Annotated in this window: 18 protein-coding genes; 12 read left to right on the top strand and 6 right to left on the bottom strand. The window is 71.3% G+C overall.

Features of this window, described 5'->3' with window-relative positions; translation table 11 throughout:
* Window positions 1–84: 84 nt before the first annotated feature.
* On the bottom strand, window positions 85–1,545 hold the full coding sequence (locus tag OHA19_RS21185; RefSeq protein WP_405714351.1) for a DEAD/DEAH box helicase: 1,461 nt from the start codon (window positions 1,543–1,545) through the stop codon (window positions 85–87).
* Window positions 1,546–1,807: 262 nt separating this feature from the next.
* The gene (locus OHA19_RS21180) at window positions 1,808–2,011 is read right to left on the bottom strand and encodes a cold-shock protein (RefSeq protein WP_093547863.1); all 204 of its coding nucleotides are present in this window, start codon (window positions 2,009–2,011) and stop codon (window positions 1,808–1,810) included.
* A gap of 798 nt (window positions 2,012–2,809) precedes the next feature.
* Here OHA19_RS21180 and OHA19_RS21175 point away from each other — a divergent pair.
* From OHA19_RS21175 to OHA19_RS21155, 5 genes are all read left to right on the top strand, one after another.
* Window positions 2,810–3,271: a hypothetical protein gene (locus OHA19_RS21175; protein ID WP_405714354.1), complete on the top strand. Its 462-nt coding sequence runs from the start codon at window positions 2,810–2,812 to the stop codon at window positions 3,269–3,271.
* 6 nt (window positions 3,272–3,277) lie between these two features.
* Window positions 3,278–3,895: a toxin gene (locus tag OHA19_RS21170; RefSeq protein ID WP_405714356.1), complete on the top strand. Its 618-nt coding sequence runs from the start codon at window positions 3,278–3,280 to the stop codon at window positions 3,893–3,895.
* A gap of 44 nt (window positions 3,896–3,939) precedes the next feature.
* Window positions 3,940–5,247 carry an MAB_1171c family putative transporter gene (locus OHA19_RS21165; RefSeq protein ID WP_405714358.1) on the top strand — a complete coding sequence of 436 codons (1,308 nt, stop codon included), beginning with the start codon at window positions 3,940–3,942 and terminating at the stop codon, window positions 5,245–5,247.
* Entirely contained in the window at window positions 5,244–5,840 is a 597-nt protein-coding gene (locus tag OHA19_RS21160; protein ID WP_405714360.1) for a hypothetical protein, read from the top strand. The genes OHA19_RS21165 and OHA19_RS21160 overlap by 4 nt, the downstream gene beginning before the upstream one ends.
* Window positions 5,841–5,957: 117 nt before the next feature.
* Window positions 5,958–6,806 carry a GNAT family N-acetyltransferase gene (locus OHA19_RS21155; RefSeq protein ID WP_405714362.1) on the top strand — a complete coding sequence of 283 codons (849 nt, stop codon included), beginning with the start codon at window positions 5,958–5,960 and terminating at the stop codon, window positions 6,804–6,806.
* 12 nt (window positions 6,807–6,818) lie between these two features.
* On the opposite strand, the gene OHA19_RS21150 is transcribed toward OHA19_RS21155, so the two are convergent.
* From OHA19_RS21150 to OHA19_RS21140, 3 genes are all read right to left on the bottom strand, one after another.
* The gene (locus OHA19_RS21150) at window positions 6,819–8,534 is read right to left on the bottom strand and encodes a SpoIIE family protein phosphatase (RefSeq protein WP_405751150.1); all 1,716 of its coding nucleotides are present in this window, start codon (window positions 8,532–8,534) and stop codon (window positions 6,819–6,821) included.
* A 152-nt stretch (window positions 8,535–8,686) separates the two neighbouring features.
* Complete coding sequence (locus OHA19_RS21145; protein WP_405714366.1) at window positions 8,687–8,959, bottom strand: DUF1876 domain-containing protein; 273 nt, start codon at window positions 8,957–8,959, stop codon at window positions 8,687–8,689.
* A gap of 100 nt (window positions 8,960–9,059) precedes the next feature.
* Entirely contained in the window at window positions 9,060–9,752 is a 693-nt protein-coding gene (locus tag OHA19_RS21140) for an alpha/beta hydrolase (protein WP_405714368.1), read from the bottom strand.
* 108 nt (window positions 9,753–9,860) lie between these two features.
* Between OHA19_RS21140 and OHA19_RS21135 the strand changes: the two genes are divergently transcribed.
* The 3 genes from OHA19_RS21135 (at window position 9,861) to OHA19_RS21125 (ending at window position 12,509) form a co-directional block, all read left to right on the top strand.
* A complete protein-coding gene (locus OHA19_RS21135; RefSeq protein WP_405714370.1) occupies window positions 9,861–10,346 on the top strand; it encodes a peroxiredoxin family protein in 486 nt (161 codons plus the stop codon).
* A gap of 104 nt (window positions 10,347–10,450) precedes the next feature.
* Window positions 10,451–10,960 (top strand): NfeD family protein, encoded by a 510-nt coding sequence (locus tag OHA19_RS21130; protein WP_405714372.1) that lies wholly within the window; start codon window positions 10,451–10,453, stop codon window positions 10,958–10,960.
* A gap of 100 nt (window positions 10,961–11,060) precedes the next feature.
* Window positions 11,061–12,509, top strand: a complete 1,449-nt coding sequence (locus OHA19_RS21125) for a flotillin family protein (protein WP_405714374.1) — start codon at window positions 11,061–11,063, stop codon at window positions 12,507–12,509.
* Between the two features lie 146 nt (window positions 12,510–12,655).
* Here OHA19_RS21125 and OHA19_RS21120 read toward each other — a convergent pair whose 3' ends face one another.
* The gene (locus tag OHA19_RS21120) at window positions 12,656–13,051 is read right to left on the bottom strand and encodes a nitroreductase/quinone reductase family protein (RefSeq protein WP_405751148.1); all 396 of its coding nucleotides are present in this window, start codon (window positions 13,049–13,051) and stop codon (window positions 12,656–12,658) included.
* A 340-nt stretch (window positions 13,052–13,391) separates the two neighbouring features.
* On the opposite strand from OHA19_RS21120, the gene OHA19_RS21115 reads away from it, so the two are divergent.
* From OHA19_RS21115 to OHA19_RS21100, 4 genes are all read left to right on the top strand, one after another.
* The gene (locus OHA19_RS21115) at window positions 13,392–14,174 is read left to right on the top strand and encodes a polysaccharide deacetylase family protein (protein ID WP_405751145.1); all 783 of its coding nucleotides are present in this window, start codon (window positions 13,392–13,394) and stop codon (window positions 14,172–14,174) included.
* A gap of 119 nt (window positions 14,175–14,293) precedes the next feature.
* Entirely contained in the window at window positions 14,294–14,680 is a 387-nt protein-coding gene (locus tag OHA19_RS21110) for a DUF4440 domain-containing protein (protein ID WP_405714380.1), read from the top strand.
* A gap of 196 nt (window positions 14,681–14,876) precedes the next feature.
* On the top strand, window positions 14,877–15,356 hold the full coding sequence (locus OHA19_RS21105; RefSeq protein WP_405714382.1) for a hypothetical protein: 480 nt from the start codon (window positions 14,877–14,879) through the stop codon (window positions 15,354–15,356).
* 272 nt (window positions 15,357–15,628) lie between these two features.
* Complete coding sequence (locus OHA19_RS21100) at window positions 15,629–15,772, top strand: hypothetical protein (RefSeq protein ID WP_405714384.1); 144 nt, start codon at window positions 15,629–15,631, stop codon at window positions 15,770–15,772.
* Window positions 15,773–15,776 lie beyond the last annotated feature (4 nt).

Below are 15,776 nucleotides of genomic sequence, written 5' to 3'. Positions count from 1 at the left end.
GCGTGGGCGACGGCCGGTCCGGGGATCGCTGCTCCCGGAGTCGCTGCTCCTGGGGATCGCGGCCCCAGGATCGCGGCCTCGGGGTCACCCCGCCCGGTTGGTGCGGCGCTGCTTCGCGGCGGCGCGTGCCTCCGCGGTGGGCTGGTCGGAGCGGCGTGACCGGCCCGCCTTCGCGGGGCCGCTGCCCTGGCCCCGGAAGGGCACGCGCCTGGGGCGCTCCGTCACCGGCGGTGCGCTGCCGTCGACCGGCACCCCCGAGGGCTTCCGCGCGCCGGTGATCCGGCTCAGTTCGGCCTCGCCCGAGCGGACCTGGGCTATCTTCGGGGTGATCCCGGCGTCGGCCATCAGCCGGGTCATCTCCCGGCGCTGTCCCGGCAGCACCAGCGTGACGACGCTGCCGGACTCCCCGGCACGGGCGGTACGGCCGCCGCGGTGCAGGTAGTCCTTGTGGTCGCTCGGCGGATCGACGTTGACGACCAGGTCCAGGTTGTCGATGTGGATGCCGCGCGCCGCGACGTTCGTCGCGACCAGCACCGTGACCTGGCCGTTCTTGAACCGGTCCAGGGTGCGGGTGCGCTGCGGCTGGGACTTCCCGCCGTGCAGCGCGGCGGCCCGCACCCCGCTGCCGAGCAAATGGTCGGTGAGCTTGTCCACGGCGTGCTTGGTGTCCAGGAACATGAGCACCCGGCCGTCGCGGGCCGCGATCTCGGTCGTGGTGGCGTACTTGTCGGCGCCCTGCACGTAGAGCACGTGGTGCTCCATCGTCGTCACCGCACCGGCCGCCGGGTCGACCGAGTGGACGACCGGGTCGTGCAGGTAGTTGCGTACCAGCAGGTCGACGTTACGGTCCAGGGTCGCCGAGAACAGCATCCGCTGGCCCTGCGGCAGCACCAGGTCCAGCAGTTCGGTCACCTGCGGCATGAACCCCATGTCGGCCATCTGGTCGGCCTCGTCGAGAACGGTGACGCAGACCCGGTCCAGCCGGCAGTCGCGGCGCTCGACGAGGTCCTTGAGCCGGCCGGGCGTGGCGACGACCACCTCGGCGCCGCCGCGCAGCGCGGTTGCCTGCCTGCCGATCGACATGCCGCCGACGACGGTGGCCATCCGCAGCCGCAGCGCGCGGGCGTACGGGGTGAGCGCGTCGGTGACCTGCTGGGCCAGTTCCCGGGTGGGTACGAGGACCAGGGCCAGCGGGCGACGGGCGTCGGCCCGGTTGCCCGCGATCCGGGCCAGCAGGGCCAGGCCGAAGGCGAGCGTCTTGCCGGAGCCGGTCCGGCCGCGGCCCAGCACATCGCGCCCCGCGAGGGAATTCGGCAGGGTGGCCGCCTGGATCGGGAACGGGGTGGTGACGCCCTCGGCGGTGAGCGCCGACAGCAGCGGCTCGGGCAGGTCCAGCTCGGCGAAGGCCGAAATTGCGGGCAGCGCCGGGGTGATGGTCCTCGGCGCCGCGAACTCCCCCTGCACGGGGGCGGGCCTGCGGCCGCCGGAACGGGTGCGGGTACGGGAATTCTGGTCGTTCGAACGTGCTGTGCGGTCGCGGTCCATACGAAACCTTTCCTCGACAGGGCGCGTATCGAGGAATTCGCTGCGGCGGCGGGCGGCACAGGAATCGCAAGTACGGGCCGTGGACAAGCCTGGACGGAGCCCGGACGGAGCGCGGTCGGGGCGCGGCTGCGAAAACGAGCCGCGCCCCGGGGGCCCGGGCTGGCGCCGGGCCGCGTGGACGACAGCGAACCGGGGCCCGCACCCGGAGGTGCGGGCCCCGATCATGCAAGTCGTCACAGCGCGTCGGCGCCGGAGCGGGGGATCAGGCCGGGGTGATGTTCTCCGCCTGCGGACCCTTCTGGCCCTGCGTGACATCGAAGTTGACCCGCTGGCCCTCCTGGAGCTCACGGAAACCGGTGGCCGCGATGTTCGAGTAGTGGGCGAAGACGTCGGGGCCGCCGCCGTCCTGCTCGATGAAACCGAAGCCCTTTTCCGCGTTGAACCACTTGACGGTGCCAGTAGCCATGTTCTGTCTCCTTCATGGGGGCAGTTCCCGGGGATTCGCACGTTGCGGATCCCACGTCGCCGCGATGATTACCCCATCCGGAAAAAGCACCGGAAAACGCAGGAGCGCATCCCTCGGCGCATTGTGCCGAGGAGCGCACTCGGAGTCTTCGGGAACCACAACTGCAACTGCTTCCAGAATATCACGGCGGAAGCGATCGGGCAGGGAAAGCAATTCCGATCCGCCGGATTCGAATTGAACTCGAATTAAAGCGTGATTCGACTTCGACCAATCCCGATTCACCTCTTATTCGACTCGAATCGGACTCGGGTTCAATCGAGTGAGGCGTTGCGGGCGGGTCTTTTTTCCGCCGGAAATCAATAGCCGCGCGACCGGCCCGAACGCCATTGACCCGACCGACGGGCACCCTTCACCGGCCCCACTCCGGGACACGCCGCTCCGGAGGACAGTTGATGACGGCCTGACCAGCAGCCATAATGCACGTGTAGCCCTTCACGCATCCCCCGTCGTGAAGGGCTACACCCATGTCCGCACATCGTGTATGTGCGTCATGCACCTTTTGTCCGTGGTGAATTCACATGAAACCCGTTGATTTCACGAGCAGGGGACTCCCCTCGTGGTCCCCTGCTCGTGTTTTTTCGAGTTAACAGTGACGTTGCGTGTTTACGCAAGCCCGTTCCCGTACCACCTACCGCGCTGAGGACGCCACGTCAGGGTTCGTTACAGTACGAGCCCGTTGACCGAATCGACGACCGTGAAGAACCTCGATCGCACGGGAGCGGATACGTGGGGGGCCGGATGGACAGCGCCGAGGAACGCACACCGGAGCTGCGGACGTTGCAGCAGAAGGTCGAGTACATGGTCGAGAAGACCTTCCCCGGCCAGAAGATCTCGGGCCGCTTCTTCGCGGATCTCGTCAAGGAACGCGGCGGTTCCCTCTCGCACAGCTACTTCTCCAACATCCTGGCCGGAAAGGTCACCCAGCCCTCCGAGGACATCCTCAAGGCGCTCGGTCTGGGCTTCGGCGTGGACTGGCGGTTCTTCAAGGAGGAGTCCGAGGTCGTCGACGACGTGGTCGCCGGGCTCCAGTTCCTCGCGATGCGGCGTACGGGAGAGATCAGCGGCGTGGCCGGGCGCGGCCTCGACGAGGACGGTCTCCCGCCGGAACTGCTGCAGTTCGCGCTCTCGCTGCTGGAGAACGCCAAGGGCCGGCCGGGCGCGGACGACGGCGGCACCGCCCATGGCGAACCGGAGAAGTAGATCTCCATGTCGCTGCGCGAACTACGGAAGGAGTGCGAGGCCGGGCTGGCCGACCTGCCCATCCCCGCCCCCTTCTCCATCGACGCACTGGTGGCGAACATGGAAGCGGCCCGCGGCCGCACCATCGTGCTGCACGAGATGCCCGACCGGCTGGCCCGCGTCAACGCCGCCTGCGGGCTGCGGCTGAAGACCGGCGGGACCAGCTTCGTGCTCTACCGCCGCCGGCCGACCGCGTACCAGACCCAGCACGTCATCCTGCACGAGCTGTGCCACGAGTGGTTCGACCACGGCACCTCCCTCGACGCGGAGCAGCTGCGGCGCCTGCTCCCGGTCTTCGACACCTCGCTGATCACCCGGGTCCTCGGGACCGAACCCCCGCCGTCACCGCCGTCCCAGCCGCCCCCGGTCGCGGCCACGATCGCCGACGCGCTCCGGTCGGGGGACGGCACCGTGCAGGCCCGCGCGCAGTACGACACCCACGACGAGCGCATGGCCGAGTTCGGCGCCTCGCTCATTCCCCGCATGGCCCTGGACGTGGCGAGCGACGACATGGTGGGCCGGCTGGCCAACTCCCTGTCCCGCCCGGTCGCCAACCGCCGCCGCGGCCTGTTCCGCCGCTCCTGAACACCGCACACCTCTCCGCCACCCCCCACCCCGAGGACTCCGCCGTGACCCCGCTCGACCTCGCCGGCTATCTCGTGGCCGTCCTGATGACGGCCGTCGCCCTGTGGCGCATGCCGGCCGCCCTGTGGGGCGACGAAGAAGACAAGCGCCGCCGCGCCCTGTGGGGCTGCTACGCGGGCTTCGCCGCCGCCCTGTGGACCAAGACCCGGGCCGTGCGCATCGGGCTCAACGACAGCGCCGTCACCGACCTCGCCGTCCTGATCAAGCACTACACGGCGACGATCGCGATCCTGGCGATCCTCAGCTACATCGTCGCGATCTACGGCCGGTACCCCGACGGCGGCACCGTCCCACGCCACGTGCGGTTCGCCCGCGCCATCCAGCAGGTGGCGGCCAAGGCGTCGATCGCCACGCTGATCCTGCTGACGGTGCTGTTCTTCACCGTCGTCGACCGCTCCGTCCCCTCGGACCGCTTCGTCTCCGACCACGCGGGACAGTGGGGCGCCACGCTGTACATGAGCGTGTTCTACCTCTACCTGGGTGCCGCGTCCGCCGTCTGCGCGTACCAGTGGGCACTGGCCACCGCCGGTGCCGGGCTGCGTCATCTGCGGGTGGGCCTCGGGATGATGACGTTCGCGATGTTCATCGGGGTCGGCTACACCGTCAGCCGGACCCTGTTCCTGTGGGTCAGCGTCATCGACACCCCGAGCGAGTCCTTCGCGCTCCGCTTCGACGAGATCACCGAGGCCGCGCAGGTGGTGCTGTTCGCCTTCTTCGCCGTGGGCGCCTCCATCCCCGCCCTCAGCAAGGGGCAGCGCCGCGCGAAGCTCTGGCGGGCCCAGGTCAAACTGCACGGCCTGTGGCGCGAGTTGATGACCGCGTTCCCCGAGCAGCCCTTCGACCCCCCGGCCTCGCTGACCCGCGAGCTCACCCGCTTCGGCACCCCCGCGGACCTGCGCATCGACCGCTGGGCCGCCGACATCGCGGACGCGGTGGAGAAGCTGCGCCACTACGTGCCCGACACCCTGCTCCCGGCCGCGAAGGACGCCGCCGCGGCGGACGGCACCACGGACGCGGAGAAGGCGGGCCCGCTCGCCGAGGCGTACTGGATCAAGGCGGCGCTCGCGGCGAAGGCCGGCGGGGCGTCCGCCTCCACCGCCGCGGCGATCGAGACCCAGCACGCCACCGACCAGGACGGCGAGGTGGCCTGGCTGGTCCGGGTCGCCGCCGCCTACCGGACGGTCCCGCAGGACCGGGCCGCGCGGGTACTGGCGGCAGCCATGCCCGCCGTTCCCGGCCCGTCCACCGTGACCGCAGCACCCCGCACGGCCTCCACCGAGGAGACAGCATGACCACCACCGACACCCCCGCAGCGCCGGACAACGCCACCGCGCGCACCGTCACCGACGTCTTCCAGCCCCGCAACGTCCTGCTGATCGGCATGCTCGGCATCGGCCTGGCCGCCGCCGGTCACTGGACCGGCCTGCTCTGGGGATTCCTCGGCGCCCTGTGCGCGGGCCTCATACCCGCCGGGTACATCGAGTGGGAGCGTGGGCGCGGCACCTGGGGCGACCGCCATGTCGTCGACCGCACCAAGCGGGCGCCGATCTTCTTCGTCATCCTCGGCTCCATCGGCACCGGTTCGGTGGTGATGGTGCTGGGCCACGCCCCCACCGGCATCCTCGTGGCAATGCTCGCCCTGTGGGCGATGACCGTGGTCCTGCTGGCCGTCAACACGGTCTGGAAGATCTCGGTGGACGCCGCGGTCGCCTCGGCCGTCATCGCCCTGCTCGCCACGGTGCACTCGCCGTGGTGGCTGCTCGGCTATGCGATGACGGTCGCCGTGTGCTGGTCGCGGGTCGCGCTCGGGTACCACTCGGTGGCCCAGACGGTCGCCGGGGCGGTGCTGGGGGCCGCGACGACGGGCGCGTACCTGCTGGTCTGAGCACTTCCGGCACGCCGCCTCGGGCGCGTACCGGGCCGGTCCGACCCCGTACCGGCCCGCCGGGTGGTGACGGAAAAACCACCGTTGAACCGGTCGCCCGCCGGGTACAGGTGCCCCGTGCCGAACTTCGAGATCACCACCGCAAGCGCCGACGACCTCACGATGCTGGCCGAATGGGCCCACGAGGAGAGCTGGAACCCCGGGCTGACCGACCGTCACGCCTTCTTCGCGGCCGATCCGCGCGGCTTCCTGATCGGCCGGCTCGACGGGGAACCGGTCTCCTGCGTCTCCGTGGTCCGTTACGGCACCGGCTTCGGCTTCCTCGGCTTCTACCTCACCCGCCCGCAACTGCGCGGCCAGGGGTACGGCATCCAGCTCTGGCAGGCCGGCATGGCACGGCTGGACGGGCGCAACGTCGGCCTCGACGGGGTGGTGGCCCAGCAGCCCAACTACCGTAAATCCGGCTTCCGTTCCGCGTGGACGAACATGCGCTACGAGGGCCTGCCGCCGGCCGGTCCGCCCGCCCCGGCCGGCACCGAGCTCGTCGACGGCCGCTCCGTACCCTTCGACCGGCTCGCCGCCTACGACCGCCGCTTCTTCCCGGCCGACCGCGACAGCTTCCTCGCCCCGTGGATCGCCCACCCCACCCGCACCTCGCTCGCCGCCGTCCGCGACGGGGAGCTGTGCGGTCTGGCCGTGGTGCGCCCCTGCCGCACGTCGTCCCGCATCGGTCCCGTGTACGCGGAATCGCCCGAGGTGGCCGGTGCCCTGATCGGTGCGCTGGCGGCGTCCGATCCCGGTGTGCCGGTCGCGATCGACGTGCCCGACGTCAACCCGGCGGCCGTACGCCTGGCCGAACAGCTGGGCCTCACCCCGTCGTTCGAGACCGCCCGGATGTACACGGGACCGGCACCGGACATCGACCACGGCGGGCTGTTCGGCATCACCAGCCTGGAACTGGGCTGACCGGACCGGGGGTCAGGTGGCGTCGGGCGTCCACTCCGCCCGGGGCCGGGTGCGGGAGGCCAGCACCGCTATGTCGTCCTCGGCCCCCGGACCGAACCGTTCGAGGACCTCGTCCAGCAGGTCCTCCAGGCTGCCGCCGGGCGGCAGGGACAGCTCCTTCAGCCGGCCGACCGAGGCGTCGATGTCCTCGCCGCGCCGCTCGACCAGCCCGTCCGTGTACAGGAACAGCACCGTGCCCGGATCGAACTCCACCAGCGTCGTCCAGTAACCGCCGAGCCCGGTGCCCAGCGGCGGCCCCACCGTCATCTCGTCGCACACCCGGGCGCCCGCCCGGGGGTCGATCAGCACCGGCGGCAGATGCCCGGCGCTGGCCACCTCGCACGCCCCGCCGATCCGGTCGACGACGGCCAGCAGACAGGTGGCCGCCCGGTCCAGCCCGGACCGTTCGACCATCCGGTCCAGCTGTTCCAGGATGCGGTGCGGCGGCAGCTCGTCGTCGGCGAGCATCCGCAGCAGGGAGCGGTAGTGGCTCATGGCGACCGCCGCCTCCACCCCGTGCCCCATCACGTCGCCCATCGCCTTGAGATGGCGCCCGTCCCGCAGCGGGATGATGTCGAACCAGTCGCCGCCGACCATCACGCTCCGGTCGGCCGGCAGATAACGGGTGGCGATCTCGATGTGCGGGTGCGGCGGTCGCGGCTCGGACAGCAGGGAGCGCTGGAGCTCCAGGGCGATGGTGTGCTCGTGGGCGTACCGGCGGGCGTGGTCGAGATCGACGGCGGCCCGGCCGGCGAGTTCCCGGGCGATCAGCACGTCCTCGTCCGTGAAGACCGGTGAGTCGCCCGCCCGGATCAGGCCGAGGATGCCGAGGGGGCCACTGCGCACGGTGACGGGCACGATGACCGCAGAATGCATCCCGAGGGCCCGGTAGGCGGCGAGCCGTTCCGGGCCGGGGGCGGAGCGGACGAGCTGTTCGTCGGTGGTGAGGTTCTCCACCACCGGCTGGTTGGACGCCAGACAGCGCTGCACGGCCGCGCCCTCCTGGTAGTCGATGTACTCGCCGGTCAGCCCGAAGCCCTCCAGATCGTCGCGGAGCGCGGGCACGGACCGCAGCGCCGCCCGCCGCAGCCTCAGCACACCGGGCGGTGCGGGCCGGACCGGCGGGGCGACGTCGGGCGGGAACACCTCGACCGTCGCGATGTCCGCCAGCCCCGGCACGACGAGGTCGACCAGCTCGGCACAGGTGGTGTCCATATCGAGCGTGGTGCCGATCCGGGCGGCGGCGGTGTCGAGCAGGGTCAGATGGCGCCGGGCCTGCTCCAGCTCGCGCTGCCCCCGGTCCCTGGCGGCGATCTCCAGCAGGATCCCGGCCACGCCGACGACCCGCCCGTCGACCTCCAGCCGGTGGTACGCGCCGTGCCAGTGCCGCCGGACCGTGGCGGCCGCGGCGGTGAAGCCGCTGGACGTGAATTCGCGTGACCTCCCGTCGGCGAGCACCGCCCACAACATGTCCTCCTGCCCGTCGACCCCGGGCACGACCTCGGGGACGGTGCGCCCGAGGTGTTCGGCGGCCGGGATGCCGTTGAACCGTTCGAGGGCGCGGTTGACGTACAGGAAGCGCAGCCCGGTGTCGAGCACGCCCACCCCGGCCATGCTGCCGTCGACCAGGGCGACCAGGGCTCGGAGGTCGAACGGCGCGGGGCCGTCGCCGTACGTATCGGCCTGCACGTCAACCTCCTGGACGGGCGCGGAACACCCGCTGCCCGGCCCTCAATCGTCGGCCGCCCGGCCCCGCCGCGCATCCGCAGTCCGGGTCCGGTTCCGGGCGGCCGATGGTCTCCGTGCGGGCCCGGCGGGTCGCGCGGGCCCCGGCCCTCGCGTCAGGCGAGCGGGTGCGAGGTCCGGCCGGACACCTCGTCGATCTCGTCGTGCGCCTTCGTCAGCATCTTCATCGCCAGTTCGTTGAGCGCTCTGGCTCCCGCGATCTCCTCGCCCACCCTCGGCTGGTTCCTGTCGGAAGGATGGCGGCTCGCGTATCCGTGGGCCCGCACCTCGGTCCCGTCCGGAAGCCGCACCATGGCGGCCGCACGGGTGCGGTGGGTGTCCTCGTCGAATTCGAGCTCGATGTGCCACCCGACGGTTGTCATCACCATGACGATCACCTCCCTACCAGGGTGCTCCCGTTCCCCCGCCCCTGCACCACGGCGCGCGGGGCGTGCCCGTGAGCACGCCCCGCGCGCTCGTGGTGCAGGGCTACGGGACGGCCCTCAGGGTGCCGTCCGCCGCCGGGGCGTCCGGCGGCAGCGCGAGGGCGGTGGCGACCGGCCCGGGAAGCGGACCCGGCCCCAGCAGTCCGGCGACGATCCGGGCCGTCAGCGCGTGCCACTGTCCGGCGCGCCGGATCATCGCGTGGTCGCTGCCCCGGATCGCGACCAGACAACAGCGGGCACCGGCCGGCCGGGCACGGGCGGTGAGGCGCTGGGAGGCGCGGGGGCTGGTGATCCGGTCGCGGGTGCCGTGCAGCAGGACGACGTCGCGGCCCGCCAGCTGGTCGACCGGGTCGTCGGCCGGACACCACGGGGCGAGGCCGACCACCCCGCGCACCAGCGGATGACCGGCCGCGCGGAGGGCGGCGCGGGCGCCCATCGAGTGGCCGACCAGGACCACCGGAATCTCCCCGGCCTCGCGGCCGAGCGCGTCCAGGGCGCGCACGGTGTCGTGCAACGGGTCCTCGTGGGGGCCGTTCCAGCCTCGGTGGGTGTAGCGGACGGTGCTTACGAGAACGCCTCCGGGGCCGCCCGCCGCCCCGGCGATGGACCGGGCGAACGGGCGCATCCGCAGGGCGGGCACGTTCAGCGGACCGGGCGGCGGCGCGGCCAGGCCCGTCTCCGCCCCGCCGTGCAGCAGGAGCACGGCCGCGGACGGCACTCGACGGTCTGCTGCCATGCCTACCTCCTGGTGCGGGAGCCGGAACCGTACCGAGCATGCTGTACGGAACACTTACGGACACACTCACGGAAGACCCCGGCAGTACCGGACCACGGAGGAAACGCCATGGGATCGTCACCGCAACTCGGCCTGCCCGCACCGGACTTCACCCTGCCGGGCGGCCTGCTCACCGGCGAGGAGTTCGAACGCCGCGACCACACGCTCTCCGAGGCGCGCGGCCGCAGCGTGGTCCTCGCGTTCTACCCGGGCGACAACACGGCCGTCTGCACCAAGCAGCTCTGCTCGTACTCCTCGGGCCTGGAGGCCTTCGGCGAGCTCGACGCGGAGGTCTGGGCAATCAGTCCACAGGGTGTGGACAGCCATGAGTCGTTCGCCCGCGCCCACGGCCTGCGGATGCCACTGCTCGCGGACACCGGACGGGAGACCGCCCGCGCGTACGGCGTCGCGGCGCCCGGGATCGGGGTGCGCCGCGCGGTGTTCCTCATCGACCCCGAGGGGGTGCTGCGCTGGAAGCACGTCGCGCTGCTCGGCGCCACGTTCCAGTCGGCGGCCAAGCTGACCGAGCAGCTTTCCGGAATCAAGAACGGGTAAAAGACTGCCGGAACCCGGCAGTACCCACTGCCGGGCAATTATGGGATCATCCAGCCAGTTCGACGGAAATACTCGGGGGATTTCGAAGGTCGGGGGGTGACCGCGTGACCCTGTTGCTCGGTCTCGGCATTGCGGGAATCGTTCTGCTCGTCGTTTCTCTGATCTTCGACGGCATCTTCGAAGGACTCCTCGGGGGCGCGCTGAGCGGCTTCTTCGACGGTCTCCTGTCCCTCCCGGTCATCGCCGGATTCCTTTCGATGCTCGGCTTCGGAGGCGCGATCGTGCTCGGCACCACCGGACTCGGCACGGTCGCCGCGATCGCCGCCGGAGTGCTGGCCGGGATCGTCGCGGCCTGGCTGACCTGGAAGTTCAGCAAGGCGCTGATGCGGGACCAGACCGACGCCACGCCGCGCGGCGACGACCTCGTCGGTACGTCCGGCACGGTCGTCACGGCCATCCCGGCCGACGGCTACGGCGAGGTCCTGCTGCGACTCGGGGGCCAGCCGGTGAAGCTCGCCGCGAAGAGTCCAATGCCGGTCGAACGCGGCACCGAGATCTGGGTGGAGGCCGCGCTGTCGACCACCTCGGTCGTCGTCCGCCCCGTCGAGCGCTGACCACCGCCCAACCGAAACACCCGCGGTGCGCCGCACCGAATCGCGCCGTACCGCCCGACTCGAACTGCCGTCCCCTCAGGGAGGCAGGGGGGACATCTTCATGAGCCCAGTCGTGATCTCAGTCATCGGAGTCGTCGTACTCCTGGTACTCATCGGCCTCGCCGTCATCACCCGCTACAAGGTCGCCGGGCCCAGCGAAGCGTTCATCATCACCGGACGCCGCGGCAAGAAGTCGACCGATCCGGTGACCGGCCGCACCAGCATCGACAACAGCGGCCAGAAGGTCGTGGTCGGCGGCGGGGTCTTCGTGGTCCCGTTCGTCCAACAGAAGTTCACCCTGGACCTGTCCAGCCGGCAGATCCCGGTGGCCGTGCGCGGCGCCGTGACCCTGCGCGGCGTGAAGTCCAACCTCGACGGCGTCGCGATCGTCAAGGTGGGCGGCAGCGACGAGACGATCCGGGCCGCGGCCCAGCGCTTCCTCCAGCAGCAGGACGGCATCGTCCGCTTCACCCAGGAAGTGCTCTCCGGTGCGCTGCGCGCCATCGTCGGCCGGATGTCGGTCGAGGACATCATCCGCGACCGGGCGGCGTTCGCCAGCCAGGTCGCCGAGGAGGCCGAGGCCAGCCTCTCCGGCCAGGGCCTGATCCTGGACGCCTTCCAGATCCAGGACATCACCACCGAGGGCTCCTACCTGGAGGACCTCGGCCGCCCGGAGGCCGCCCGCGCCAAGCAGGAGGCGGACATCGCCGAGGCGGTCGCCCGGCGTGCGGCCGAGCAGGCCCGGCTCAAGGCGGAGGAGGAGATCGCGATCGCGCAGCGGACCCTCTACTTGAAGCAGGCCGAGATCAAGGCGCAGACGGACGAGGCCGCCGCCCAGGCGAACGCGGCGGGCCCGCTGGCCGACGCCGCCCGTCAGCAGGACATCCTCGCCGAGCAGGAGAAGGTCGCCGAGCGCCAGGCCGCACTGACCGACCGCGAGCTCGACACCAAGGTCCGCAAGCCCGCCGACGCCGCCCGCTACCAGGCCGAGCAGGAGGCCGAGGCCCGCCGGATCGCCCAGGTCAAGGAGGCCGAGGCGGACGCCGAGCGCTCCCGGCTGACCGGTCAGGGCGAGAAGCTGCACCGCTCGGCGCTCGCCGACGCCGTGCGCATCGAGGGCGAGGCGGAGGCCGCGGCCATCGCGGCGAAGGGTACGGCCGAGGCCGAGGCCATGCAGAAGAAGGCGGACGCCTTCGACCGGTACGGCGAGGCGGCCGTGCTCCAGATGCTGGTCGAGGTGCTGCCGCAGGTCGTCGCCAAGGCGTCCGAGCCGCTGAGCGCCATCGACAAGATGACCGTGATCTCGACGGACGGCGCGAGCCAGCTGTCGCGTACGGTCACGGACAACGTCGCCCAGGGCATGGAACTCCTCAGCTCCACCACGGGAGTCGACCTCGCCGCCCTGCTGAAGAACCTCCAGGGCTCGGGCCCCAAGGCAAAGGTCCCGGCCCAGCCGGAGGCCGCCGCCGAGAACGGCGACCAGGGCAGCAGGATCGAGATCACCGACTGATCCGGCCGCGCTCGCCGCGCTCGCCCGCTACGTGCCCGGGTGGTTCCGCACACCACCCGGGCACAGTCGTGTCCGGGCTCATCCGCGCCCGGGTTCAGTCGCGTCCGGTGATTGCCCACCACCCGGGCGCGCGCCCGTCTCCGTACTCAGTCCGCGAGATCCACCCGCACCGTCAGCAGCTCCGCACCCACCGCCCGTACGACCGCGCTGTTGTAGCGCGGCAGGGTCCTGAGCCGGGCACCGGCATCGTCCTCGGGCAGTGGGTGGGCGGTGCCGGTGTGCCAGCGTCCCGCGATGCGGACCCGGACCCGGGGGTCGGCCCGGATATTGCGGATGTACTGCGACTTCTCGCCGAACTCCGAGACCAGCCAGAACTCCTGACCCACCCGCCGCCCGCCGACCGGGGTACGGCGCGGCAGCCCGGACGTACGGCCGGTCGTCTCCAGCAGGATCTGTCCCGGGCTGCGTCTGGCGAGCGGATTGACGACGTTCCGCTGGAGCGACGTGACCGCCCTGAACCTCAGATCCTGAAAGCCCGCCACCGCGCGCCCCTTCCGCCCGTAACCGCCGACGACTGTGACGGCGAGCCTACGACCCCGTCGCCGCTTCCGCCCCTCGCCTTCGCTCGTGCCTCTGCTCACTCTCGACGATCGCCGCGATCCGCTCCCGCCACGGCAGGGGATCGGGTTCGTTCTCCATAAACTCGGATACGGGGCAGACCGGACCCGACTCCAGTACCTTTTCGAGGCCGTTGCCCCGCTCCGTCTGTCGCCGATCCCCTGCGGATTCGTCCGCGATCGGTAACAGAGGGATCCCGTACGGGCGTTCGTATGTCTTCATAGGTGCAGGGCATCGGCGAAGACGACAAAGGGGCGGGCGGACATGGCGAAGCACAAGGGAAGGCGATGGCACAGCAAGCTTCTCGGGGCGGCGCTCGGGGTCACGGCGATGGCGGCGGCCACCTCGGTGTGGACCGCACAGGCGGACACCGCCGCAGGGCAGCAGCCGCAAGCGGGTGTATCGGTGCCGGACGGCCGTGCCCAGGACCGGAACGTGACCAAGGTGGCGGCGGACATCGCGCACGCCTCGGACCGCGGCGCCCGGGGCGTCAACATCACCATCGACGACGGGCCGGACCCGTCCTGGACGCCGCAGGTGCTGCAACTGCTGAAGGACAACGGTGTGAAGGCCACCTTCTGCATGGTGGGCACGCAGGCCCAGGCACACCCGGACCTGGTCAAGGATGTCGTGGCGGCCGGGCACCGGCTGTGCAACCACACCGTCTCGCACGACACCACCATGGACACCAAGTCCGAGGCCTACCAGTCCAAGCAGATCCTGGACGCCGAACGCATGATCACCAAGGCGTCCGGGGGCGTCCGGCCGCAGTACTACCGGGCCCCGGGCGGCGCCTTCACCCCGTACAGCCGGCACCTCGCCGCGTCCCGGGGGATGCGGCCGCTGGGCTGGAACGTCGACTCCAAGGACTTCGAGCGTCCCGGCGTGGACACCATGGTCGCCACCGTCAAGCGCGAGATCACCAACGGTCCGACCGTCCTCTTCCACGACGCGGGAGGCGACCGCTCCCAGACCCTGGGCGCGCTGCGCGAGATCCTGCCCTGGCTGAGGCAGCAGGGATACTCCTACGGCTTCCCGGTGCGGTGAGCGGGTCTCACCCGCACTGACGCGCGCGGCTCCGGCGCCCCAGGGACTCTCGTCAAACTGTGCTCTGCGCGTGGTAACTCGGTTGCGATGGGCCCGGCCGCCCGGACGAAGATGTCCGCATGAGCCAAGAGACGGATGAGGTACGCGAGGCGATCACAGGCGAGCTGCGCCTTATGGACCCCAGCGTGCGCATGTCACGCCCGCTCGCCCGACAGCTGATGGACCCGGACTTCGTGGAGGTCGGCGCTTCGGGACGGCGGTGGACGTACGACGAGATGCTCGCCGCGCTGCCCGAGCTGGACGGTGCGGCAGACAGCGGTCCGCACTATGAGCCCTCGAAGTTCACCGGTGTCCTGCTGGCACCCGGGCTGGTGCACCTCACCTACGAGACCGTCTCGGACGGAAACCGGGCACGGCGGAGTTCGCTCTGGCGCAAGCAGGGTGCGGCCGCAACCTGGCAGATGTACTACCACCAGGCCACACCCATCCCGCCCGACAGCATGTAAGGGCCGGTGTCCCCGGGGCGAACCCCGGCACTCGATCCTCCGCCGGAAGCTGACCGGCGGCGGCCTTCCCCCGGTCGCGTTCGCCGGGGCCGGGCGCTGCCGACGGCCGCTGGGTGGACTGCTGGACCCCCGCTCTGCACCTGCCGCTAAAGTGCGATGCTTGTTCGATTTGCGGCTGGGTGGAGGGGGAGGGGTTGTGAGCGCACAACTGAGAGACACCGCCGGGGAATTGGGACAGATATTGTGGCGGGAACACACCGTGTACCGGGAGCGGTCCGGCGGTGTGGTCATCCGGGGTGAGCACGTACGGCGGTGGATCAGCCTCGCTCCGACGGGCCGCCGGGACGAGGCCCTCGTACGCGCCGGGCGCATTCTGGACGGCGGCACCACCGCTCCGGCACGTTCGGAGGCCGTGGTGCCCCTCTCCGCCGGTACGGACGTGCTCGCCGCGACCTGCCGCCGTCTGCTCGCCGAGGCGGCGGCCGATGTAGCGCCGGTCGCGCCGGGACGGGCTGCGACCGGGCAGTCCAAACGGTCCAAGCGGTCCAAGCGGTCCGGGAAGGCGGCGCGGCCCAAAGGCCGGGGGAAACACACCAGTTTCAGCTCATGGGTGATCCTCGCCTGCGTCGCCGGTGTGGTCGCCCTGTGCGTCTACAGCGTCGCGAGGCACGGCTGACCGGCACATCAGGGCGTCGGTGACGCGTCCCCCGCGCCGGGCCGACAGAGGCGTGAGGCCGGCGGATCGTGCGGGCCGGCGGATCGTGCGGGCCGGCGCCACGGGATACGACGAGCCCGCCGTCCGCCTCAGGGCAACAGCGCGACCGGGCGGGAGCCGCTCGGGCACCTCGCTCGGGCGCCTCCCCCTGTCACACACCCTGCCGAGCGCCGTCGAGCGCAGGCAGGACGCGGGCCAGGGAGCGGGACCGCCTCACCGCCCACCACCTCACCGTGCACGCCGACCGGTTCCTCGCCCTCACCCGGACCCTCGCCGAGGGAGGCTTCGCCCCCACCGAGGACGACCCCCTCGCCTCCGGCCTCACCTGCGTACTCGACGGCATCCAAGGGCTCGTGGAGTCCGCCGCGCACTCGTAGGGGG

The organism is Streptomyces sp. NBC_00012, assembly GCF_045040875.1.
Lineage (GTDB): Bacteria > Actinomycetota > Actinomycetes > Streptomycetales > Streptomycetaceae > Streptomyces.
This window is presented reverse-complemented; position numbering and strand designations above follow the sequence as displayed.